This window comes from Burkholderia sp. AU16482 (assembly GCF_002223285.1).
GTDB classification, from domain to species: domain Bacteria; phylum Pseudomonadota; class Gammaproteobacteria; order Burkholderiales; family Burkholderiaceae; genus Burkholderia; species Burkholderia semiarida.
This window is the reverse complement of the sequence record NZ_NKEY01000002.1, coordinates 151,363-168,341: the sequence shown is the minus strand read 5'-3', so window position 1 is coordinate 168,341 and position 16,979 is coordinate 151,363. Positions and strand designations below refer to the sequence as shown.

General features: G+C 67.9%; 16 protein-coding genes. 6 read left to right on the top strand and 10 right to left on the bottom strand.

The features are described from left to right. Positions 1 to 60 precede the first annotated feature (60 nt). From CFB35_RS02105 to CFB35_RS02095, 3 genes are all read right to left on the bottom strand, one after another. Positions 61 to 1,311 carry an Hsp70 family protein gene (locus tag CFB35_RS02105; protein ID WP_089464510.1) on the bottom strand — a complete coding sequence of 417 codons (1,251 nt, stop codon included), beginning with the start codon at positions 1,309 to 1,311 and terminating at the stop codon, positions 61 to 63. Positions 1,312 to 1,505: 194 nt separating this feature from the next. Continuing rightward, positions 1,506 to 2,111 (bottom strand): nitroreductase family protein, encoded by a 606-nt coding sequence (locus tag CFB35_RS02100; RefSeq protein WP_089464509.1) that lies wholly within the window; start codon positions 2,109 to 2,111, stop codon positions 1,506 to 1,508. Positions 2,112 to 2,268: 157 nt separating this feature from the next. Beyond that, a complete protein-coding gene (locus tag CFB35_RS02095) occupies positions 2,269 to 3,552 on the bottom strand; it encodes an MFS transporter (RefSeq protein WP_059577114.1) in 1,284 nt (427 codons plus the stop codon). Positions 3,553 to 3,769: 217 nt separating this feature from the next. Here CFB35_RS02095 and CFB35_RS02090 point away from each other — a divergent pair, with 217 nt between their 5' ends. Beyond that, on the top strand, positions 3,770 to 4,390 hold the full coding sequence (locus CFB35_RS02090; protein ID WP_059640109.1) for a TetR/AcrR family transcriptional regulator: 621 nt from the start codon (positions 3,770 to 3,772) through the stop codon (positions 4,388 to 4,390). Positions 4,391 to 4,466: 76 nt separating this feature from the next. Continuing rightward, positions 4,467 to 5,039, top strand: coding sequence for a DUF1415 domain-containing protein (locus CFB35_RS02085; protein ID WP_089464508.1), 573 nt, complete (start codon positions 4,467 to 4,469; stop codon positions 5,037 to 5,039). Positions 5,040 to 5,133: 94 nt separating this feature from the next. Here CFB35_RS02085 and CFB35_RS02080 read toward each other — a convergent pair whose 3' ends face one another. The 4 genes from CFB35_RS02080 to CFB35_RS02065 all read right to left on the bottom strand — a co-directional run bounded on the left by CFB35_RS02080 (position 5,134) and on the right by CFB35_RS02065 (position 8,365). Next, positions 5,134 to 6,024 (bottom strand): SAM-dependent methyltransferase, encoded by an 891-nt coding sequence (locus CFB35_RS02080; RefSeq protein ID WP_089464516.1) that lies wholly within the window; start codon positions 6,022 to 6,024, stop codon positions 5,134 to 5,136. Between the two features lie 89 nt (positions 6,025 to 6,113). Next, a complete protein-coding gene (locus tag CFB35_RS02075) occupies positions 6,114 to 7,247 on the bottom strand; it encodes a class I SAM-dependent methyltransferase (protein WP_089464507.1) in 1,134 nt (377 codons plus the stop codon). 136 nt (positions 7,248 to 7,383) lie between these two features. Further along, the gene (locus CFB35_RS02070; RefSeq protein ID WP_059577125.1) at positions 7,384 to 7,716 is read right to left on the bottom strand and encodes a YegP family protein; all 333 of its coding nucleotides are present in this window, start codon (positions 7,714 to 7,716) and stop codon (positions 7,384 to 7,386) included. Between the two features lie 154 nt (positions 7,717 to 7,870). Continuing rightward, a complete protein-coding gene (locus tag CFB35_RS02065; protein WP_059577128.1) occupies positions 7,871 to 8,365 on the bottom strand; it encodes an LEA type 2 family protein in 495 nt (164 codons plus the stop codon). 642 nt (positions 8,366 to 9,007) lie between these two features. Here CFB35_RS02065 and CFB35_RS02055 point away from each other — a divergent pair. Then, positions 9,008 to 11,176 carry a M1 family metallopeptidase gene (locus CFB35_RS02055; RefSeq protein ID WP_059577131.1) on the top strand — a complete coding sequence of 723 codons (2,169 nt, stop codon included), beginning with the start codon at positions 9,008 to 9,010 and terminating at the stop codon, positions 11,174 to 11,176. 123 nt (positions 11,177 to 11,299) lie between these two features. Here CFB35_RS02055 and CFB35_RS02050 read toward each other — a convergent pair whose 3' ends face one another. After that, entirely contained in the window at positions 11,300 to 12,220 is a 921-nt protein-coding gene (locus tag CFB35_RS02050) for a LysR family transcriptional regulator (protein WP_059577134.1), read from the bottom strand. 159 nt (positions 12,221 to 12,379) lie between these two features. Here CFB35_RS02050 and CFB35_RS02045 point away from each other — a divergent pair, with 159 nt between their 5' ends. Together CFB35_RS02045 and CFB35_RS02040 are read left to right on the top strand one after the other, a co-directional pair. Continuing rightward, the gene (locus CFB35_RS02045; RefSeq protein ID WP_059577136.1) at positions 12,380 to 13,357 is read left to right on the top strand and encodes a zinc-binding alcohol dehydrogenase family protein; all 978 of its coding nucleotides are present in this window, start codon (positions 12,380 to 12,382) and stop codon (positions 13,355 to 13,357) included. A 24-nt stretch (positions 13,358 to 13,381) separates the two neighbouring features. After that, positions 13,382 to 13,534, top strand: a complete 153-nt coding sequence (locus tag CFB35_RS02040) for a DUF1427 family protein (protein WP_081059172.1) — start codon at positions 13,382 to 13,384, stop codon at positions 13,532 to 13,534. A gap of 27 nt (positions 13,535 to 13,561) precedes the next feature. On the opposite strand, the gene CFB35_RS02035 is transcribed toward CFB35_RS02040, so the two are convergent. Together CFB35_RS02035 and CFB35_RS02030 are read right to left on the bottom strand one after the other, a co-directional pair. After that, positions 13,562 to 14,590 (bottom strand): transporter, encoded by a 1,029-nt coding sequence (locus tag CFB35_RS02035; protein ID WP_059577395.1) that lies wholly within the window; start codon positions 14,588 to 14,590, stop codon positions 13,562 to 13,564. 213 nt (positions 14,591 to 14,803) lie between these two features. Beyond that, on the bottom strand, positions 14,804 to 15,766 hold the full coding sequence (locus CFB35_RS02030; protein WP_059577139.1) for a hypothetical protein: 963 nt from the start codon (positions 15,764 to 15,766) through the stop codon (positions 14,804 to 14,806). Between the two features lie 121 nt (positions 15,767 to 15,887). Here CFB35_RS02030 and CFB35_RS02025 point away from each other — a divergent pair, with 121 nt between their 5' ends. Then, entirely contained in the window at positions 15,888 to 16,733 is an 846-nt protein-coding gene (locus CFB35_RS02025) for a M15 family metallopeptidase (protein ID WP_059577142.1), read from the top strand. Positions 16,734 to 16,979: the final 246 nt, after the last annotated feature.

Below are 16,979 nucleotides of genomic sequence, written 5' to 3'. Positions count from 1 at the left end.
CTTTTTGTTTTTGGGCGCCGATCGTCCGGCCGGCGTGGCGACCTTTTGGCCGCCCGCCCTTCAGCCGAACAATCGCTGCGCGTGAATGCCGAGGCCCGTCGCGACACTCGCGAGGCGATCGCCGAACACCGGCTGCGCATCCGGGAACGCGCCGGCGAGCGCGCCCGACAGGAACGCGAGCCCCGTCGAACCGCCGGTGAAATACAGCGCACCGACATCGCGCGGCGCCACGCCCGCGAGCCGCACCGTCTCGCGCGCGGCGTCGACGATGCGCGCGGTGTCGTCGCGGCTCGCCTCGACGAGGCGATCGGCGTCGAACGCGATCTGCAGATCCTCTTCCACGTCGTTCAGGTCGATCATCGTCTCCCCGCCCGCCGCGACGCCGATCTTTGCTTCTTCCGCCCGCGCCATCAGCGCGTGCCCGAGCCGCTGCTCGACCACGCTCGTGAGCCGGTCGTACTGCCGCACGTCCTGATACAGGTGCTTCATCAGCTTCAGCTCGCCGATTCGCTTCGGCGTGTAGACGGTGTTGATCAGGTGCCAGGTCGCGAGATCGAAGTAGATCTTGTTCGGCAGCTCGCGCCCTTCCGGGTCGAGCGAACGATAGCCGAATGCGGGCAGGATCGCCGCGAGCTCGACGCGCCGGTCGTAGTCGGTGCCCGCGACGTGCACGCCGTGGTGCGCCAGCACGTCGTCCTTGCGCTCCAGCCGCGCCATCCGCTCCGGACCGACACGCACGAGCGAGAAGTCGGACGTGCCGCCGCCGATGTCGGCCACGAGCACGAGGCGCTCCGCCGACTGGCGCGACTCGTAGTCGAACGCGGCGGCGATCGGTTCGTACTGGAAGTGAACGTGCGCGAAGCCGACCGATCGCGCGGCCGCCTCGAGCTGATCCTGGGCGAGGCGGTCGGCGCGCGGATCGTCGTCGACGAAGAACACCGGTCGGCCGAGCACCGCGCGGCCGACCGGCGCGCCCGCGCACGCTTCGGCCTTGCGCTTCAGGTGCATCAGGAAGCGCGCGATGATTTCGGTGTACGCGATCGCGCTGCCGTCGCCGAGATCGGTCGTCGTTTCCGCGAGCGGGGAGCCGAGGATGCTCTTCATCGAGCGCATCAGCCGGCCGTCGAAACCGTCGATATAGGAGGCCAGCGCCGCCCGGCCGTATTCGACCGTCTCTTCGTCGTTGTTGAAGAAGATCGCGGTGGGCAGCGTCAGGTGGTCGCCCTCGACGGGCGCGAGGCGCATGCCATCGCCGTCGGGCAGCGCCACGGCGGAATTGGACGTGCCGAAATCGATCGCGCAGTAAGTCATGGGAAATTGCCGCAGCAGGGCCGGCGCGAAAACGGAAAGGACGGGCTTTTTAACATGAAGCCCGCGGGATCACAACCGGGGCCGGCCGCCGGCGCCGCGCAACGGTCGCCGGCGGCCACGGCGCGCCGCGTGGCGCGCCGGGGGAACCTGCGCGGGGCAGGATGCGCGGCGACGCACCCTGCCCGCCCGCGCGGTCAGGCTGCCGCGTCGAAGCTCTTCTTCCAAGCACCCGCGTAGACGACTTCGCCGATCGCATGGCGCGTGCGCGGCGCCTTCTCGCGATCGCGCAGCACGGGATCGAGCTTGTCGACGTTGCCGTAGTGGCCGAGCGAGATGATCGACGCGATCGCGACGTCCGCCGGAATCGCGAACGCGTCGCGGAATGCCTTCGCGTCGAAACCGCTCATCTGATGCGCGGCGAGGCCGAGCGCGTGCGCCTGCAGCACCAGCGACATCGCGGCGGCGCCGGCGTCGTACAGCGCGGTCGGCGCCGGCTCGCCCTTCGGCGTGAGCGTGTGCGCGGTCACGGCGATGAGCACTGGCGCCGGCGCATTCCAGCCCTGGTTGAACGGCACCAGCGTCGCGAACGCGCGCTTGAACGCGTCTTCGTCCTGGGTGCGATCGAATACGATGAAACGCCACGGTTGCGCGTTGTACGCGGACGGGGCCCAGCGTGCCGCTTCGAGCACCGCGTGGAGATCGCCGGCGCTGACGGGTTCATCCGAATACGCGCGCGGGCTCCAGCGGCCCGCGATCAGATCGTGAATCGAAACAGTGGTGGGAGCAGGTTTGACGGACATGCGGTTCCTCGCTGACATCGATGAAGGGGCGCGAACGCCCCGGCGAACAGCAAGCATACCTGCTTGAACGGTTGCGCGCCCGATCCTGCCGCGCTATGCAAATCTCCTTGCGTGCAATGGCCGGCCGCGGTGCAGGCGGCCGGTCGATCCACCGCGATCAGGCTGCCTGCGCGGCCGCGCGCGACGGACCGCGGTTGATCCGCAACACGATCAGCGCCCCGACGATGCACAGCCCGCCCGAGATCATCGACGCGATCGTGTAGGTGCCGAGGCTCGCGCGCAGCAGCCCGGCGCCGAGCGCCGCGAATGCCGCGCCGAGCTGGTGGCCGGCGACGATCCAGCCGAACACGACCGGTGCCGCCGCCTTGCCGAACACGTCGGTCGCGAGTCGCACGGTAGGCGGCACGGTCGCGATCCAGTCGAGCCCGTAGAACATCGCGAACAGCGGCAGCCCGAAGAAATCGATCCCGAACGCGTGCGGCAGATAGATCAGCGACAGCCCGCGCAGCCCGTAGTACCAGAACAGCAGCACGCGGTTGTCGTAACGGTCGGACAGCCAGCCCGACAGCGTCGTGCCGAACAGGTCGAATATGCCCATCGCCGCGAGCAGCGACGCGCCCTGTACTTCGGTCATCCCGTAGTCGCTGCACATCGCGATCAGGTGCGTGCCGACGTAGCCGTTGGTGCTCGCGCCGCAGATGAAGAAACTGAAGAACAGCAGCCAGAAGTCGCGCGAGCGGCTCGCCGTCAGCAGCGTGCGGAACGCGACCGCGAGCGGGTTCTCCTTCGTCGTGTCGGCCGCGGGCGGCGCATCGGCGGGCTCGCCGTACGGGCGCAGTTGCACGTCGGCAGGCCGCTCGGGGAGCAGGAACGCGACGAGCGGAATCACGATCGCGGCCGCCACCGCGACGACCAGCACGACCGGCCGCCAGCCATGGCGCTGCGCGATCGCCGCGAGCATCGGCAGGAATACGAGCTGGCCGGTGGCCGTGCTCGCGGTCAGGATCCCCATCACGAGGCCACGCCGCGCATGAAACCAGCGCGTGACGAAGGTCGCGGACAGCGTCAGCGCGACGACGCCCGTCGAGCAGCCGACCATCAGCCCCCAGATCACGACCATCTGCCAGCTCTGCGTCATCATCGACGACAGCGCGACGCCCGCGCCCATCGTCACGAGCGCGGTGAGGATCGTCGGGCGCAGCCCGAAGCGCTGCATCGCGGCGGCCGCGAACGGGCCCGTCAGGCCATACAGCGCGATGTTCACCGAGATCGCCAGCGAAATCGCCGCGCGGCTCCAGCCGAGCTCGCGTTCGAGCGGTACCATCAGCACGCTCGGCGTCGCGCGTGTGCCGGCCGCCGCCAGCAGGATCAGGAATACCACCGCCGCCGCGAGCCATCCGTAATGGAAGCGCCCGCCGATTCGTGTCACTGCCCAATTCATCTTCGCTCTCCAGTTGGCGGGCGCCGGCGCCATCGCACCCGCGCCGCCCGACCAGGCCACCTCCGCCACGCATTCCAACATCGGCTGACCCAGGCCGACGCTCGGCATTCGTCTGTTGATCCGGATGCGATTGTTACCGACCGGTCACAACTGTGTTGCGATCGTAGTTACCAGTCGGTAACATGTCAAGCAATCCATTATGTCGTCGAGGGTCATCATGTCGGGCATCGAGGTCGCCAAACCGCCGGCGCGGCGCACGCGCCGGCCGATCGACGGCGCCACCGCGCAGGAACACCTGCTGCGTGCCGCCGAGGAATTGTTTTACAAGGAAGGCGTGCGGACGGTCGGCGTCGAGGCGGTGGTGGAGCGCGCCGGGGTCAACAAGATGAGCCTGTACCGCCAGTTCGCGTCGAAGGACGAGCTGATCCTCGCGTATCTGGAACGGATGGACGCGTGCTTCTTCGAGCGGCTCGATACGAGCGCCGCGAAGCATCCGGGGCAACCGAAGGCGCAGTTGATCCAGTATTTCGTCGACCTCGCCGAGCGGGCGACGCAAAAGGACTATCGCGGCTGCCCGTTCGTCAACGTGGCCGCCGAATTCCCGGATGCATCGCACCCGGCGCGCGAACGCGTCGCGCAGAACAAGGAGCAGCTGATGAAACGGCTCGTCGCGCTGTGCGAAGGCGCCGGCGCGCGGCAACCGAAGGCGCTGGCCGATGCGCTCGCGCTGGTGGTCGAAGGCATCTACGCGGCGAGCCAGACCTACCGGCACGGCGAAACGCCGATCGGCACCGCGCCCGCGCTCGTCACGCAGTTGATCGAAGCGGCCTGCGCGTGACGGATCGCATGCATTCGTCGCCGGCGCGCCCGCTACAATGCGGCCCTCTTCGCCCTTGCGCCCGACCGGTATCACGATGACCGACACCCGCCCCGACTCGCACGACGACATCCTCGCCGCCACGCGGCACTGGCTCGCACGCGCGGTGATCGGGCTCAACCTGTGCCCGTTCGCGAAAAGCGTCTACGTGAAGGAACAGGTGCGCTACGCGATCAGCGAAGCGACGACGCTGGAAGACGCGCTCGCCGAACTCGAAACCGAGCTGCGCGCGCTGGAAGCGGCGGATCCGCAGCAGGTCGACACGACGCTCGTGATCTACCCGCACGCGTTCGCCGATTTCGTCGACTACAACGATGCGTTGTTCTTCGCCGAGCGGCTCGTGCAGCAGTTGCGACTCGACGGCGTGCTGCAGATCGCGAGCTTCCATCCGCAATACCGGTTCGACGGCACCGAACCCGACGACATCGAGAACTACACGAACCGCGCGCCCTACCCGATCCTGCACCTGCTGCGCGAGGACAGCATCGCGCGCGCGGTCGATGCGTTCCCGGACGCGTCCGCGATCTACGAAAAGAATCAGGAAACGCTGCGCCGCCTCGGCCACGAAGGCTGGCGCGAATGGATGCGCCGCCCGGGCGATGACGTGTGACGCGGCGTGCAACGCGCGGCGTGCAACGTGCGGCGTGCAACGCGCGCGGCGCGGGCGCCATGCCCGCCCGGCCGCCCGGCCGCGCGTTCGCCCGTCAGCCTTCGGCCGGCTCGGCCGCGGCGTCGCCCGCCGCCGCGGCCTGCGCGACGAAGAAACGCTCGTTCAGTTCGGCGAGCCCGAACATCCCGAGGATCTCGTTCAGCCGCTCGCCGGGCCTGCGGCGCGGCAGGTTCTTGTACTGCGCGATGATCAGCTCGTTCTTCATCGAATGCTCCCAGCCGACCAGCTCGGTCACGCTGACCTGGTAGCCGTGCGCTTCGAGCTGCAGGCAGCGCAGCACGTTGGTGATCTGGCTGCCGAATTCTCGCGTATGGAGCGGATGGCGCCACACCTCGGTCAGCGCATTCGCGAGCGACTTGCCCTTGTTCTTGCGCAGTACGCCCGCGACTTCCGCCTGGCAGCACGGCACCAGCACGATGTGCTGCGCGCGCTTCGCGAGCGCGAAGCGGATCGCGTCGTCGGTCGCGGTGTCGCACGCGTGCAGCGCGGTGACGACGTCGACCATATCGGGCAGTTGCGGCGACGTGATGGAATCGGCAACCGACAGGTTCAGGAACGACATGCCGCCGAACCCGAGCCGCGCGGCGAGCTCGGTCGAACGCGTGACGAGTTCCTCGCGCGTCTCGATGCCGTACACGTGCGACGCGAACGCCGGCGTGCCGTGCCCGGGCTGCTGCTTGAAGAACAGGTCGTACAGGATGAAGCCGAGATACGACTTGCCGGCGCCGTGATCGACGAGCGTCACGTGGCCCTTGTCGGCCTGCACGCCGGCGAGCAGCGGCTCGATGAACTGGAACAGGTGATAGACCTGCTTCAGCTTGCGGCGGCTGTCCTGGTTCAGCTTCCCGTCGCGGGTGAGGATGTGCAGCTCCTTCAGCAGCTCGACGGACTGCTCCGGGCGGATTTCGTGGGTCTTGTTCGACATCGTGAAGCGGCGCCGGGCCACGGTCGGTCGACCACGGCCCGGCGGCGAAAATTCGTGAGGAATGGCGACAGTTTACCGAAAATACGCGGTCAGGCCCGCGCGCCGAGGCGCCAGAGCGACGTGACCTCGGCGCGGCGCGCCGCGTGCAGCGGATCGTCGGCGTCCGTCGACTTCGGGTGCGCGGGGCGGATGTCGTCGCGGCCGAGCACGACGAGGCCGGCCTCGTCGATCCATTGCAGCAAGGTTTCGCGCGGCCGCAGGCCGAGATGCTCGGCGAAATCGGACAGGATCAGCCAACCCTCGCCGCCCCGCTCCAGATGCGCGGCCAGCCCCGCGAGGAAACCGCGCAGCATGCGGCTGTCAGGATCGTAGACCGCGTATTCGATCGGCGCGCTCGGCCGGGCCGGCACCCACGGCGGATTGCAGACCACGAGCGGCGCCCGGCCGGCCGGAAACAGATCGGCCTCGACGATCTCGACGTGGCCCGCATGACCGAGCCGCGCGACGTTCTCGCGCGCGCAGGCGAGCGCGCGCGGATCCTGGTCGGTCGCGACGACGCGCTCGACACCGCGTGACGCAAGCACCGCCGCCAGCACGCCGGTGCCCGTGCCGATATCGAACGCGAGCGACGTCGCCGGCAGCGGCGCGCGCGCGACGAGCTCGACGTATTCGCCGCGCACCGGCGAGAACACGCCGTAGTGCGGATGGATCGGCGCGCCGCCGAGCGCCGGAATCGGCACGCCCTTCTTGCGCCACTCGTGCGCGCCGACGAGGCCGAGCAGTTCGCGCAGCGACACGACCGACGGCGCGCCGCCGGGGCCGTACGCTTCCTCGCAGGCGGCACGCACGTCGGGCGCGCGGCGCAGCGGGATCGTGTAATCGGCGTCGAGCGGGATCAGCAACATGCCGAGCGTGCGGGCACGCTGCGATTGCGCGAGGCGATGCAGATTGAAGGCGTCGACGCCGGCCGCGGCTTTCGCCTTCTTCGGCTTGCGTTCGACGCGGCGCGCCATCGCCTGCACGAGCTGGCGCGCATTCTGGAAGTCGCCCTGCCAGACGAGCGCGGTGCCCTCGCATGCGAGGCGGTAGGCCGCGTCGGCGGTGAGGCGGTCGTCGGCGGGCACCGCGCGCTTCGGCGGTTGCACGCCGGCCTCGGAGCGCCAGCGCACGGCATGATCGACGCCGTCGGCGTCGGTCCAGTGGAAAACGGGGGAATCGGTCACGCGAACTCGGTTACGGTTGGCTTCAACGGCGGCGAGAATTCACCGCGCGGACCACACCATACCGCGCTTTGCCCGACCCGGCAAAACAGGCGCCGCGACGGCCGCCCGAAGGCATTCGTCGCGGCGCAACCGTCGATCAGGCGAGATCGTGGGTTTCCGCACCGGGCGCATCGCGCTTGACGGCCGCGATGCCGTTCTCGCGTGCCTGCACGCTGCTGTACGTTTCGCTCGTACCGATGACCTGGTGGTTCGCTGCTTTCAGATTGAACATCGGCTCGCCGTTGTGGGCCAGCTTGCGCTCGTAGCGCTCGTCCAGCGGCGCATTTTCCCGCACGGACGCGATCCCGTTTTTCGCGCCGCCTTTCTCCTCGTACCGCTCGCTCGCGAGGATGATCTCGCCGTTCGCCGACTTCAGGTGGAAGTAGTACTGGCCGTTCGTGGCCTTCTTGAGCTCGAATTTTGCCGCCATGAATTTCCCCTAAAAGAATGTCCGACCCTCGGACATCGGCAAGTGTAAGGGGTCGCGTCGACAAAAATCGAGATCTCGCGCGGATAAGCATTAAAGACTGTCAAATGGTGAATTTTTCGACACATTTAGCCGACGTTGAATGCATCCCGGCGACCTAGCCGCCCCACCCCGGCATGGCGGGCAGACGGAGCGTGCCCGCGTCGTTGAAGTGCACGGCGCCCAGCCCGCTGCCGGCGAGCCGGCCGCGCAGCGCATACGGCAACTCGCCGTTCGCGGCCGCGCCCGGCAGGTTCCACGCCTGCCGCGCGGCGGCGAAGGCCGATACCGATACGGGCACGTCGAGCACGGCCTCGCCGAACCGCGGCACGGTGCCCGCCCGATCGCTGACGCCGCTCGCGAACGGCGCACCGTTCAGGTCGAGCGCGACCGAGATCCCGTCGTAGTCGATCGGCGCATCGTTCGGATTCTGCACGCGCAACTTCAGGCTGAAGCGCATCTCGAGGCCCTGCCCGACGAGCGGGTCGAGCCCGGCGACCGACACGCGCACGGGCTCGCGCGTGAACCCCGCGCAACCGCCCAGCAGGAACACGGCCGCGAACAGCAGCAGCACGGCGCGCAGCGGCGCGATACGGAACAGGGCGCGTGACATGGAAGGGCCTCCTCGCGGTGATCGGTGAACGGGTCGTCAATGCATTGTACCGACCGCGCCATCCTTCACCGGATTTCGTAGTTTCGGGAGCGCCACCAGATCGTTAATAGATTAAAACTACGAAATCGCCAGACAAACGGATAGCGCATTAATGACTTCCAGCGTTCAATGAAGCGCCGGAAATTCAATAGACGTTCTTTCTAAATTTTTCGTTTCCTTTACCCAAAACCATCAAGTATATTTACGCATCCTTGGAGCAAGCCGACACACCTTGAAGCCGCATGACGGCGTATTTCCGGGACGGCGACACGCTGTCCTTCCGTCCTGCGGCCTGGCCCGGCCAGCCCCGTAGGTCGTCGGTTCAAAGGGATTGCGCGCCCGCGCCGGGCGTGCGGCCCCGTGTCGTGCGCGCGAAATCAATTCAGTACAACACGCGCACGGCCATTTTGAACCGGCCAGTTAACCGACATCCGGAAATTCAGAGGGGGCAGTAAACCATGATTACCTTCACGTAGTCGGCCGCCGTCTTTTCGAATAATCCGTCATTGCCATTTTTTCGCCGTTGATTAAACGGCGAGGGGATTGCTTTTGCCGGCGTTTTCGCAGCACTGAACGATTCTTTCAACGATCGAGGTTTCAGTCATGTCGATTCATATTCGCAAGATGCGTTATCTGCCGCTCGTCGCCGCACTCGCGCTCGCCGGTTGCGGCGGCGACGACGGCGGTGCGGGCTCCGCTTCCGCGCTGAGCTCCGCCGGCGCGCCGCACACGGGCTCGTCGCCCGCCGTCACCGCGCCCCCGAGCGCATCCAACGTCGACAAGAGCGTCTCGCCTGTCGAATTGCCGGACACCGTGGTGCCCGTGAACTACCGGCTGTGGTTCCGCCCGAACGACGCGCTGAACGCGTTCGACGGCCGCGCCGACGTCGAGATCAAGGTGCTCAAGCCGGTCAACAACATCGTGGTCGCCGGCCACCGGATCAAGTTCACGAACGGCCGCATCACACTGCAGCCGGGCAACATCCAGCTGATCGCGACGCCGCAGGACAAGGGCGACTTCTACCAGTTGCGCCCCGTCGCCGGCACGATCGCACCGGGCAACTATTCGCTGCACATGGAGTGGTCGGGCATCATCAACTTCAAGTCGTATGACGATCCGGTCAACCAGACCGGCGGCAGTTGCGGCGACGATCCGTATCCGGGCTGCTCGGCCGCGGAAGGCGTGTTCCGCGTCGACCTGAAGGGCACCGACGGCAAGACGAGCGGCGCGATCCTGACGCAGGGCGAAACCAACCTGTCGCGCCAGTGGTTCCCCGGCTGGGACGAGCCGGCGTTCCGCCCGACCTATGAAGTGACGGCCGAAGTGCCGCAAAGCTGGCGCGTCGTGTCGAACGCGGCCGAGAAGCCGTCGACCAACGTCGGCGGCGGCTACAAGCTCGTGCAGTTCGAGAAGACCCCGCCGATGCCGTCGTACCTGCTGTTCTTCGGCGGCGGCATGTTCGACACCTACGAGGACGACTTCACGAGCCCGCTGCCGGGCGCCAAGGGCAGCCTGCACCTGCGCGTGTTCACGCCGCCGGGCATGAGCGAGTGGGCGAAGCCGGCGATGGACCGCACCAAGCAGGCGCTCGACTACTACTACCGCTACACGGGTATCCCGCTGCCGCTGACGAAGTTCGACACGGTCGCCGCGAACGACGCGTTCAAGGAGCAGAAGGACTTGAACTTCGGCGGGATGGAGAACTGGGGCTCGATCCTCGAGTTCGCCGACGACATCCTGCCGCAGCCGGGCCAGCCGATGTCGCGCTACGGCAATGAAGTGCTGACGCACGAAGTGGCGCACCAGTGGTTCGGCGATCTCGTGACGACCGACTGGTGGGACAACGTGTGGCTCAACGAGTCGTTCGCGACGTTCTTCGAGAACAAGACGACGATCCAGTTCTTCCCCGACGAGTTCAGCTGGCTCGACCAGGTGAAGAACAAGTACCGCGTGATCAATCGTGACATCGGCCCGAACGCGTTCCCGGTCGCGCCGAACTTCAACGACTGGGCGTCGAACGACTTCGTGCTGAGCGCCAGCGCGTTCACGTACGACAAGGGCGGCCACGTGCTGAAGACGCTCGAGAACTATCTCGGCGAGCAGACGCTTCGCAAGGGGCTGCAGCAGTACCTGGTCGACTACTCGTTCGGCAACGGGACGCCGAAGCGTCTGTGGGATGCGCTGTCGAAGGAAAGCGGCCAGGCGGTCGGCCCGATCGGCGACAGCTACGTGCGTCAGACCGGCGTGCCGCTGATCTCGCTCGACACGCAGTGCGACCTGACGAAGAACCAGACCGTCGTCACGCTGAAACAGCAGCCGTTCCCGAACAAGAACGCGTATCCGGGCCTGCAGTGGACGGTGCCGATCACGCTCGCGTACGGCCAGGGTCTCGCGAAACGCACGACGCTCGCGCTGAAGGATACGCAGGCGCAGACGCGGATCGACGGCTGCACGGGCGTGGTGGCCGACCCGAGCGGTCTCGACTACTACGTCGTGAACTACAGCGACGCGGCCTGGAGCGGCGTGCTCACGCAGGTCAACGGCTCGACCGATCCGGTGCTGCTGGCGAACCTGAAGAGCGAAGCGGCGCTGCTCGTCGCGAACAACCTGGCGCCGGCCTCGCGCTCGACGTCGATCGGCTCGGTCGCTTCGCCGGCCGCGATGAAGCTGCGCCAGACGCCGAGCTTCGGCGGCATCGAAGCGGTGACGAAGGAACGCCCGGCGCTGCATTACCAGGGCATCTTCAAGCCGCGCAAGGTAGTAACGCAGTAACGGTGCGCACCCGGCCGGTGCCGCGCGACCCGCGGCGCCGGCCGGCGTACCGGTTTCTCCGACCTGTTGACGGGCCTCGCATGCGAGGCCCTTTTTTTCATGCCGCGCGGCGCCCGTTCGCGATCACGCCCACGCGGCATCCCACGCCGGCTGCGCGAACCATGAGGCGAGGAACGCCACGAGCCGCGACGTGCGCGCACTGCCGCGCGCCTGCTGGCGCAACACGTGGATCGTCGCCGGCTCGGGCGCCGCCGCGTACTGCGGCAGCACCGCGCGCAACCGTCCGTCGCGCAGCGCGTCCGCCACGAGCCAGGTCGGCAGGTGCGCGAGACCGAGCCCGTCGATGGCCGCCTCGCGCAACGCTTCCGAATGATTGCTGCGAAACCGCGGCTGCGCGGGCGCGTGACGGCGCTCGCCGAAACGCCATGCGCCCGGCGGCGGCGCGCCATGCCACGCGAGACAGTCGTGGCCGGCCAGCGCGTCGGGCGATTCAGGCTCGCCGCGCCGTGCGAGGTAGGCCGCGCTCGCGCACAGCACGCGCCGTTGCGGCGCCAGCACGGTCGCGACGAAACGCGTGTCCTCCAGCGGCCCGATGCGCACCGCGAGATCGACGTCGGAACCGAGTCGCGCACCCTGCAGATCGACCATGCTGTCGGTCAGCACGAGATCGACCTGCAACGCCGGATGATGCTGCATGAACGCGGCCAGCGCGCCCATCAGATGCCGCCGGCCGAACGGCGCCGGACAGTCGATGCGCAGCAGCCCGCCCGGTTCGTCGTGCTGGCTGTGCAGGTCTTCCTGCAGTCCGCGCAACTCGGCCAGCATCCGTGTCGCGCGACCGTACAGCAACTGCCCGGCCTCGGTCGGCCGGAGCGCGTGCGTGGTGCGATGCAGGAGGCGGATACCGAGCTGCGTCTCGAGCCGGTCGATGCGCCGCGTGACCGACGACGCGGCGACGCCGAGCCGGCGCGCGGCTGCCGAGAAGCTCTGCTGATCGACCACGTCGACGAACAGCGCGAGGTGCGGGGAAAGGAAGTCGTCCATTCAGGGGCCTGGGGTCTGGCTGTGCGAAAAACGCAAAGCAATCATCCGCCTTTGCACGTTTCCGCGTCAAATCGGGCCCACTAGACTGCCTTCATCGCTTTCATCCGCCGCACGCGCCGGCCCGCCGGGCCGCGGCGGCCCTCGTTCATGGAGAATCTCATGCGCAGCATCCGCTTCGACACCCCCGCCGCCGACATCGAGTCGCTCGACGCGCGGGTCCGGGACATTCCGCCGCCCGTGCCGGCCGACGGCCAGATGCTGATCGAGGTGCGCGCGGCCGGCGTGAACCCGAGCGACGTGAAGGCCGCGCTCGGCCGCATGCCGCATGCGGTGTGGCCGCGCACGCCGGGGCGCGACTGGGCCGGCATCGTACGCGGCGGCCCGGACGACTGGGTCGGTGCGCCGGTGTGGGGATCGGGCGGCGATCTCGGCGTCGGCCGCGACGGCTCGCATGCGCAATGGCTCGTGCTGGATGCCGCGCACGTGCGCCGCAAGCCGGCCGTGCTGACGCTCGACGAAGCGGCCGGCGTGGGCGTGCCGTTCGTCACCGCGTACGAAGGCTTGCGCCGCGCCGGCATGCCGACGGCCGACGACGTCGTGCTCGTGTTCGGCGCGAACGGCAAGGTCGGCCAGGCCGCGATCCAGCTCGCCACCGCGCGCGGCGCGACCGTGATCGGCGTCGAGCGCGGCCCGGGCGGCTATCGCGGCCACGCATCGGGCGAGGTCCGCATGATCGACGCATCGAGCCGGACGGTGGCCGACGCGGTGCGCGAGATGACCGGCGGCCACGGCGCGGACCTCGTCTACAACACGGTCGGCAGCCCGTATTTCGAAGCCGCGAACGCATCGATGGCAATCGGCGCGCGGCAGATCTTCATCTCGACGATCGAGCGCAGCGTGCCGTTCGACATCTTCGCGTTCTATCGCGGCCAACACACGTTCGTGGGCATCGATTCGCTGCAGCTCGGCGCGGCCGCGGTCGCGCGGATCCTCGACACGCTCGCGCCCGGCTTCGGCAACGGCACGCTGCGCCCGTTTCCGATCGGCGACGGCTACGTGTACCCGCTCGAGCGTGCGCACGATGCGTATCGCGCGGTGCTGGCCGGTGCGCGCGAACGCGTGATCCTCAAACCCTGATACCGGACCACACGGGAGACCGCCATGATGGACTACGTGATTTCGCTCGCGGTGGGCGTCGGTGTCGGCGTGTTGTACGCACTACTGCACGTGCGCTCGCCGGCCCCGCCGCTCGTTGCGCTCGTCGGCCTGCTCGGGATGGTGATCGGCGAACGCGCGATCGCGCTGCTGCGGTGACGCGTCGATGCGACGCCCGGTGCCGCGCTAGCGATCGTCGCGGCGCCGGAACGCCCACCACGCGGCCAGCGCGGTGAAGCCCGCGACGAGCAGCACCATCAGCCAGAAGCCGTGCTTGTTCTCCGCGAACGGCACGCCGCCGACGTTCATCCCGAAGAACCCGGCGACGATGTTGATCGGCAGCGCGATCACGGTGACGAGCGTCAGCGTGAACAGCGTCCGGTTGTTCTGCTCGTCCAGGCGCGAGCCGATCTCTTCCTGCAGCAGCTTGATGCGCTCGTTGAGCCCCGCCAGATCGGCGAGCACCAGCGAGAATTCCTCGGTCGACTCGCGCAGTTCCTGCACGTCTTCCGTATGCAGCCACGCGGGCGGCTTCGCGAGCAGCCGGAAGATCGAGCCGGGCTCCGGCGCGAGCATGCGCTGCAGGCGCGTCAGCGTACGGCGCATCGCGCCGAGCTCGATGCGGCTCGACGTGAGCCGCTGCGACAGGAAGCGATCCTCGATGCGGTCGACGTCGACGCTCGTGCGCCGCATGATCTGGATCAGCAGGTCGGCCTGGTCGCGCAGCAGATGCACGAGCAGCTCCGCGGGCGACCGGAACGACTCGCCGTCGCGCACGCACGCGCGCAGCGTGTCGACCGAGCGCAGCGGCTTGAGCCGCGCGGTCACCATGATGCGCCGCTCGACGTGGACGAACAGCGTCGCGATCTCCGACGGCGTCAGTTCGAGGTTGAACATCACGTCGTTGACGATCGCGCGCAACGCGCCGTCCTCCTGCTCGATGCGCGTCGAGCGCGAGCCTTCGTGCAGGAATTCGAAGAAGCTGTCCGACAATCCGAGATGCGTGCGCATCCAGCGCTCGCTCGCGCCGTGCGCGAGATTGAAGTGCAGCCAGACGAAATCGCCCGGTGCGGCCGCGCCCTGTTCGCGGCACGTGCGCAGCCATGCGGCGGCCGCGTCGGCATCGAGCGTCGCGCCGGCGCCGCCCGGAACGAAGCGGAATCCGCACACCATGCCGGACGTATCGGCGCCGTAAGTCTGTACGATCAGGTCCATCGTGTCGAAGGTCGTGCGGCGCGCGGCGCGCCGCACATCGCGGGTCGCGGGCCCGCGCCGGGAAAAGAAAGAAGACGTATGCCCGACGGCCATGACACGCGCGTGACAGTGTCACGCGGCATCATGCCGGCAGCTTTCCGTTCCCCGAAAACAAACGCGCCGCCCATCGGGGCGGCGCGGACACGCAACACGTCGCGGCGGGCGCGGCGCGCGCTACTGGCGCGTCTCCGACTGCGCGGCGCTCGGGCACGCCGGGTCCTTGCCCCAGTGGCCGTCGCACACGCGCCAGCGGCACAGCTGATCCTCGAAGAAACCGCGCTCCGAACACGCCTTCACGCGCGACGCCAGCGAGCCGCCGGTCGCCGCCGCCGTCTTGGTCGACACGGCCTGCGCCTTCTGCGCGGCGAGCGTCTTGTCGGCCGGCTTCGTACGCGCGACGAGCGCGGCGAGCAGATCGGCATCCGGATCGTCCTTCGCGCCGGCCTTCGCGGTACGGGCCGCCGTCGCGTCGCGGCGCTTCTTCGCCTGCGCGAGTTCGGCCTGCTGTTCCTTGCGATGCTTGCGGGCGTCGGCCTTCGTGTCCGCCTTCGTGTCGGTCTTGCCGTGGGCCGCGACCTTCGCGCTCTTCGACGCGTCGGCCTTCGCGGACCTGGCCGTCGCCGCCGTGGCGGCCGCGGCGGTTGCGGCTGCGCCGGCCGTGGCCGCGCCCGATGCGTCGTCGGCGCCGTTGGCGAGCGCGCGCGACAGGCGGCTGTTGTCCGCGGCGGACGCGGATGCAACGGCCTGGGACGCCGAATCGTCGTTGACGATCGTGGCCGGTTGCGCGGCCGGCGCGGCGGACGCGCCGTTCTGCGCGACCTGCGCGGCGGCGCCGCTGGCCGGGGCGGCCTTGCCTGGCGCCGCCGCGGGTGCCGTGGCGGCCACCACCGCCGCGGGCTGTTCGCCCGACGACTGCTGCATGCGCCACGCGCCCCAGCCGCCGACGGCCACGACCAGCGCCACGACGGCGGCGATCGGCCCCTTCAGCGAACGGCGCGGCGGCTCGGCGGGCGGCGTGACACGCCCTTCCAGATCCGCGAGAATGCGCGACTGCCGAGGTCCTCCCTCGCCTGCCGGTTTGGTATCGGACAGCAGGCTGGGCGGAGTTTTCGAATTTGAATTTTCCGGCGCACTCATTCAGCGTCTCATTGAATCCTGGTTTAATTCACCGCGATAATATAGCCTGGCCTCTCGAAGCAGCCTGATTCTAAGAGCAAGCATTGCAAAACACAATCAATTCCAATTTCCGGGGATTTCTTTGATTGCCGTCGCACTCGTCGCCTATTTCGCCCTTGCCGTCGCCGTTGCGGCACTGTTGCTTTTACCGGGTATCCGGGCGACCGTTTTCGAATCCGTTGCCCAGTTTCACGGCCGTCTCACGCGCCGGGCCAACGATCGCGCCGCGCGCGCGCGCAGTCAGATTGTTAAATCGGCAAGCGTGACGCGCGGCGCATTAAGCGATGTGCAAAATTTACTGGTTCGACGGCGCTTGATGATTATGGTATCGGCAGGTATTCTTGCGACGCCGCCATTGGTCGCCATTGCGTTACGCGGCCGGCAATTGTTCCAGTACGACGACACGGCGCGCGTGCCCGACGAGAAAATCGCCGCGCTGCTGCAGGGCGAGCAGCTCGTGCCGCCGCCGCCGCTGCCGCCGGAAGTCTTCGCCACGAAGGAAGTCGAGCAGGTCCGCCCGGCGCTGAAGGATGCGAGCCGCGACTGGAACCTGCTGGACCCGGATTTCCGCACGCGTTTGCTGCTGGTCTACAAGATCATGCACGAACAGCACGGTTATGAAATGGCGCTGCTGGAAGGTTACCGGAGCCCGGAACGGCAGAACCGGCTGGCGCAGATGGGCAGCAACGTGACCAACGCGGCAGCCTTCCAGAGTTATCACCAGTTCGGGCTGGCGGCGGACAACGCATTCCTGCGCGACGGCAAGCTGGTCATTTCCGAGAAAGACCCGTGGGCGATGCGCGGCTACCAGTTGTACGGCCAGGTCGCCGAACAAGTCGGCCTGACCTGGGGCGGCCGATGGAAAATGATGGATCTCGGGCACGTGGAATACCATAAACCCGGTTTTAAACTGGGACGCGGCAGCTAGTCAGGGCTGCCGGACAAGAAATAATGAGGGCGGCATGGGGCTTTTTAATCACCCGGCAGGAAACGATTTGGGCGGCGCAAACAATCGGGCATTCCGGTGCGCGATTTTTTCCGGCCGCCGCTTCCGTTTTAAATCTCACAGCGTCCTTTCGTTAATGCGCGCGCCTTCTCCGATGCCGCGAGCGTATTGATGCCAGCCTCCTTCATCCCGTTTGACAGCATGGCGACACATCGCGGCGCCACCCTT

Coding starts and splice junctions, on each gene's coding strand:
- CFB35_RS02100 (WP_089464509.1), bottom strand. CDS start 2,111: ATGTCCGTCAAACCTGCTCCCACCACTGTTTCGATTCACGATCTGATC.
- CFB35_RS02090 (WP_059640109.1), top strand. CDS start 3,770: ATGTCGGGCATCGAGGTCGCCAAACCGCCGGCGCGGCGCACGCGCCGG.
- CFB35_RS02085 (WP_089464508.1), top strand. CDS start 4,467: ATGACCGACACCCGCCCCGACTCGCACGACGACATCCTCGCCGCCACG.
- CFB35_RS02055 (WP_059577131.1), top strand. CDS start 9,008: ATGTCGATTCATATTCGCAAGATGCGTTATCTGCCGCTCGTCGCCGCA.
- CFB35_RS02070 (WP_059577125.1), bottom strand. CDS start 7,716: ATGGCGGCAAAATTCGAGCTCAAGAAGGCCACGAACGGCCAGTACTAC.
- CFB35_RS02050 (WP_059577134.1), bottom strand. CDS start 12,220: ATGGACGACTTCCTTTCCCCGCACCTCGCGCTGTTCGTCGACGTGGTC.
- CFB35_RS02035 (WP_059577395.1), bottom strand. CDS start 14,590: ATGGACCTGATCGTACAGACTTACGGCGCCGATACGTCCGGCATGGTG.
- CFB35_RS02040 (WP_081059172.1), top strand. CDS start 13,382: ATGATGGACTACGTGATTTCGCTCGCGGTGGGCGTCGGTGTCGGCGTG.
- CFB35_RS02065 (WP_059577128.1), bottom strand. CDS start 8,365: ATGTCACGCGCCCTGTTCCGTATCGCGCCGCTGCGCGCCGTGCTGCTG.
- CFB35_RS02080 (WP_089464516.1), bottom strand. CDS start 6,024: ATGTCGAACAAGACCCACGAAATCCGCCCGGAGCAGTCCGTCGAGCTG.
- CFB35_RS02030 (WP_059577139.1), bottom strand. CDS start 15,766: ATGAGTGCGCCGGAAAATTCAAATTCGAAAACTCCGCCCAGCCTGCTG.
- CFB35_RS02095 (WP_059577114.1), bottom strand. CDS start 3,552: ATGAATTGGGCAGTGACACGAATCGGCGGGCGCTTCCATTACGGATGG.
- CFB35_RS02105 (WP_089464510.1), bottom strand. CDS start 1,311: ATGACTTACTGCGCGATCGATTTCGGCACGTCCAATTCCGCCGTGGCG.
- CFB35_RS02045 (WP_059577136.1), top strand. CDS start 12,380: ATGCGCAGCATCCGCTTCGACACCCCCGCCGCCGACATCGAGTCGCTC.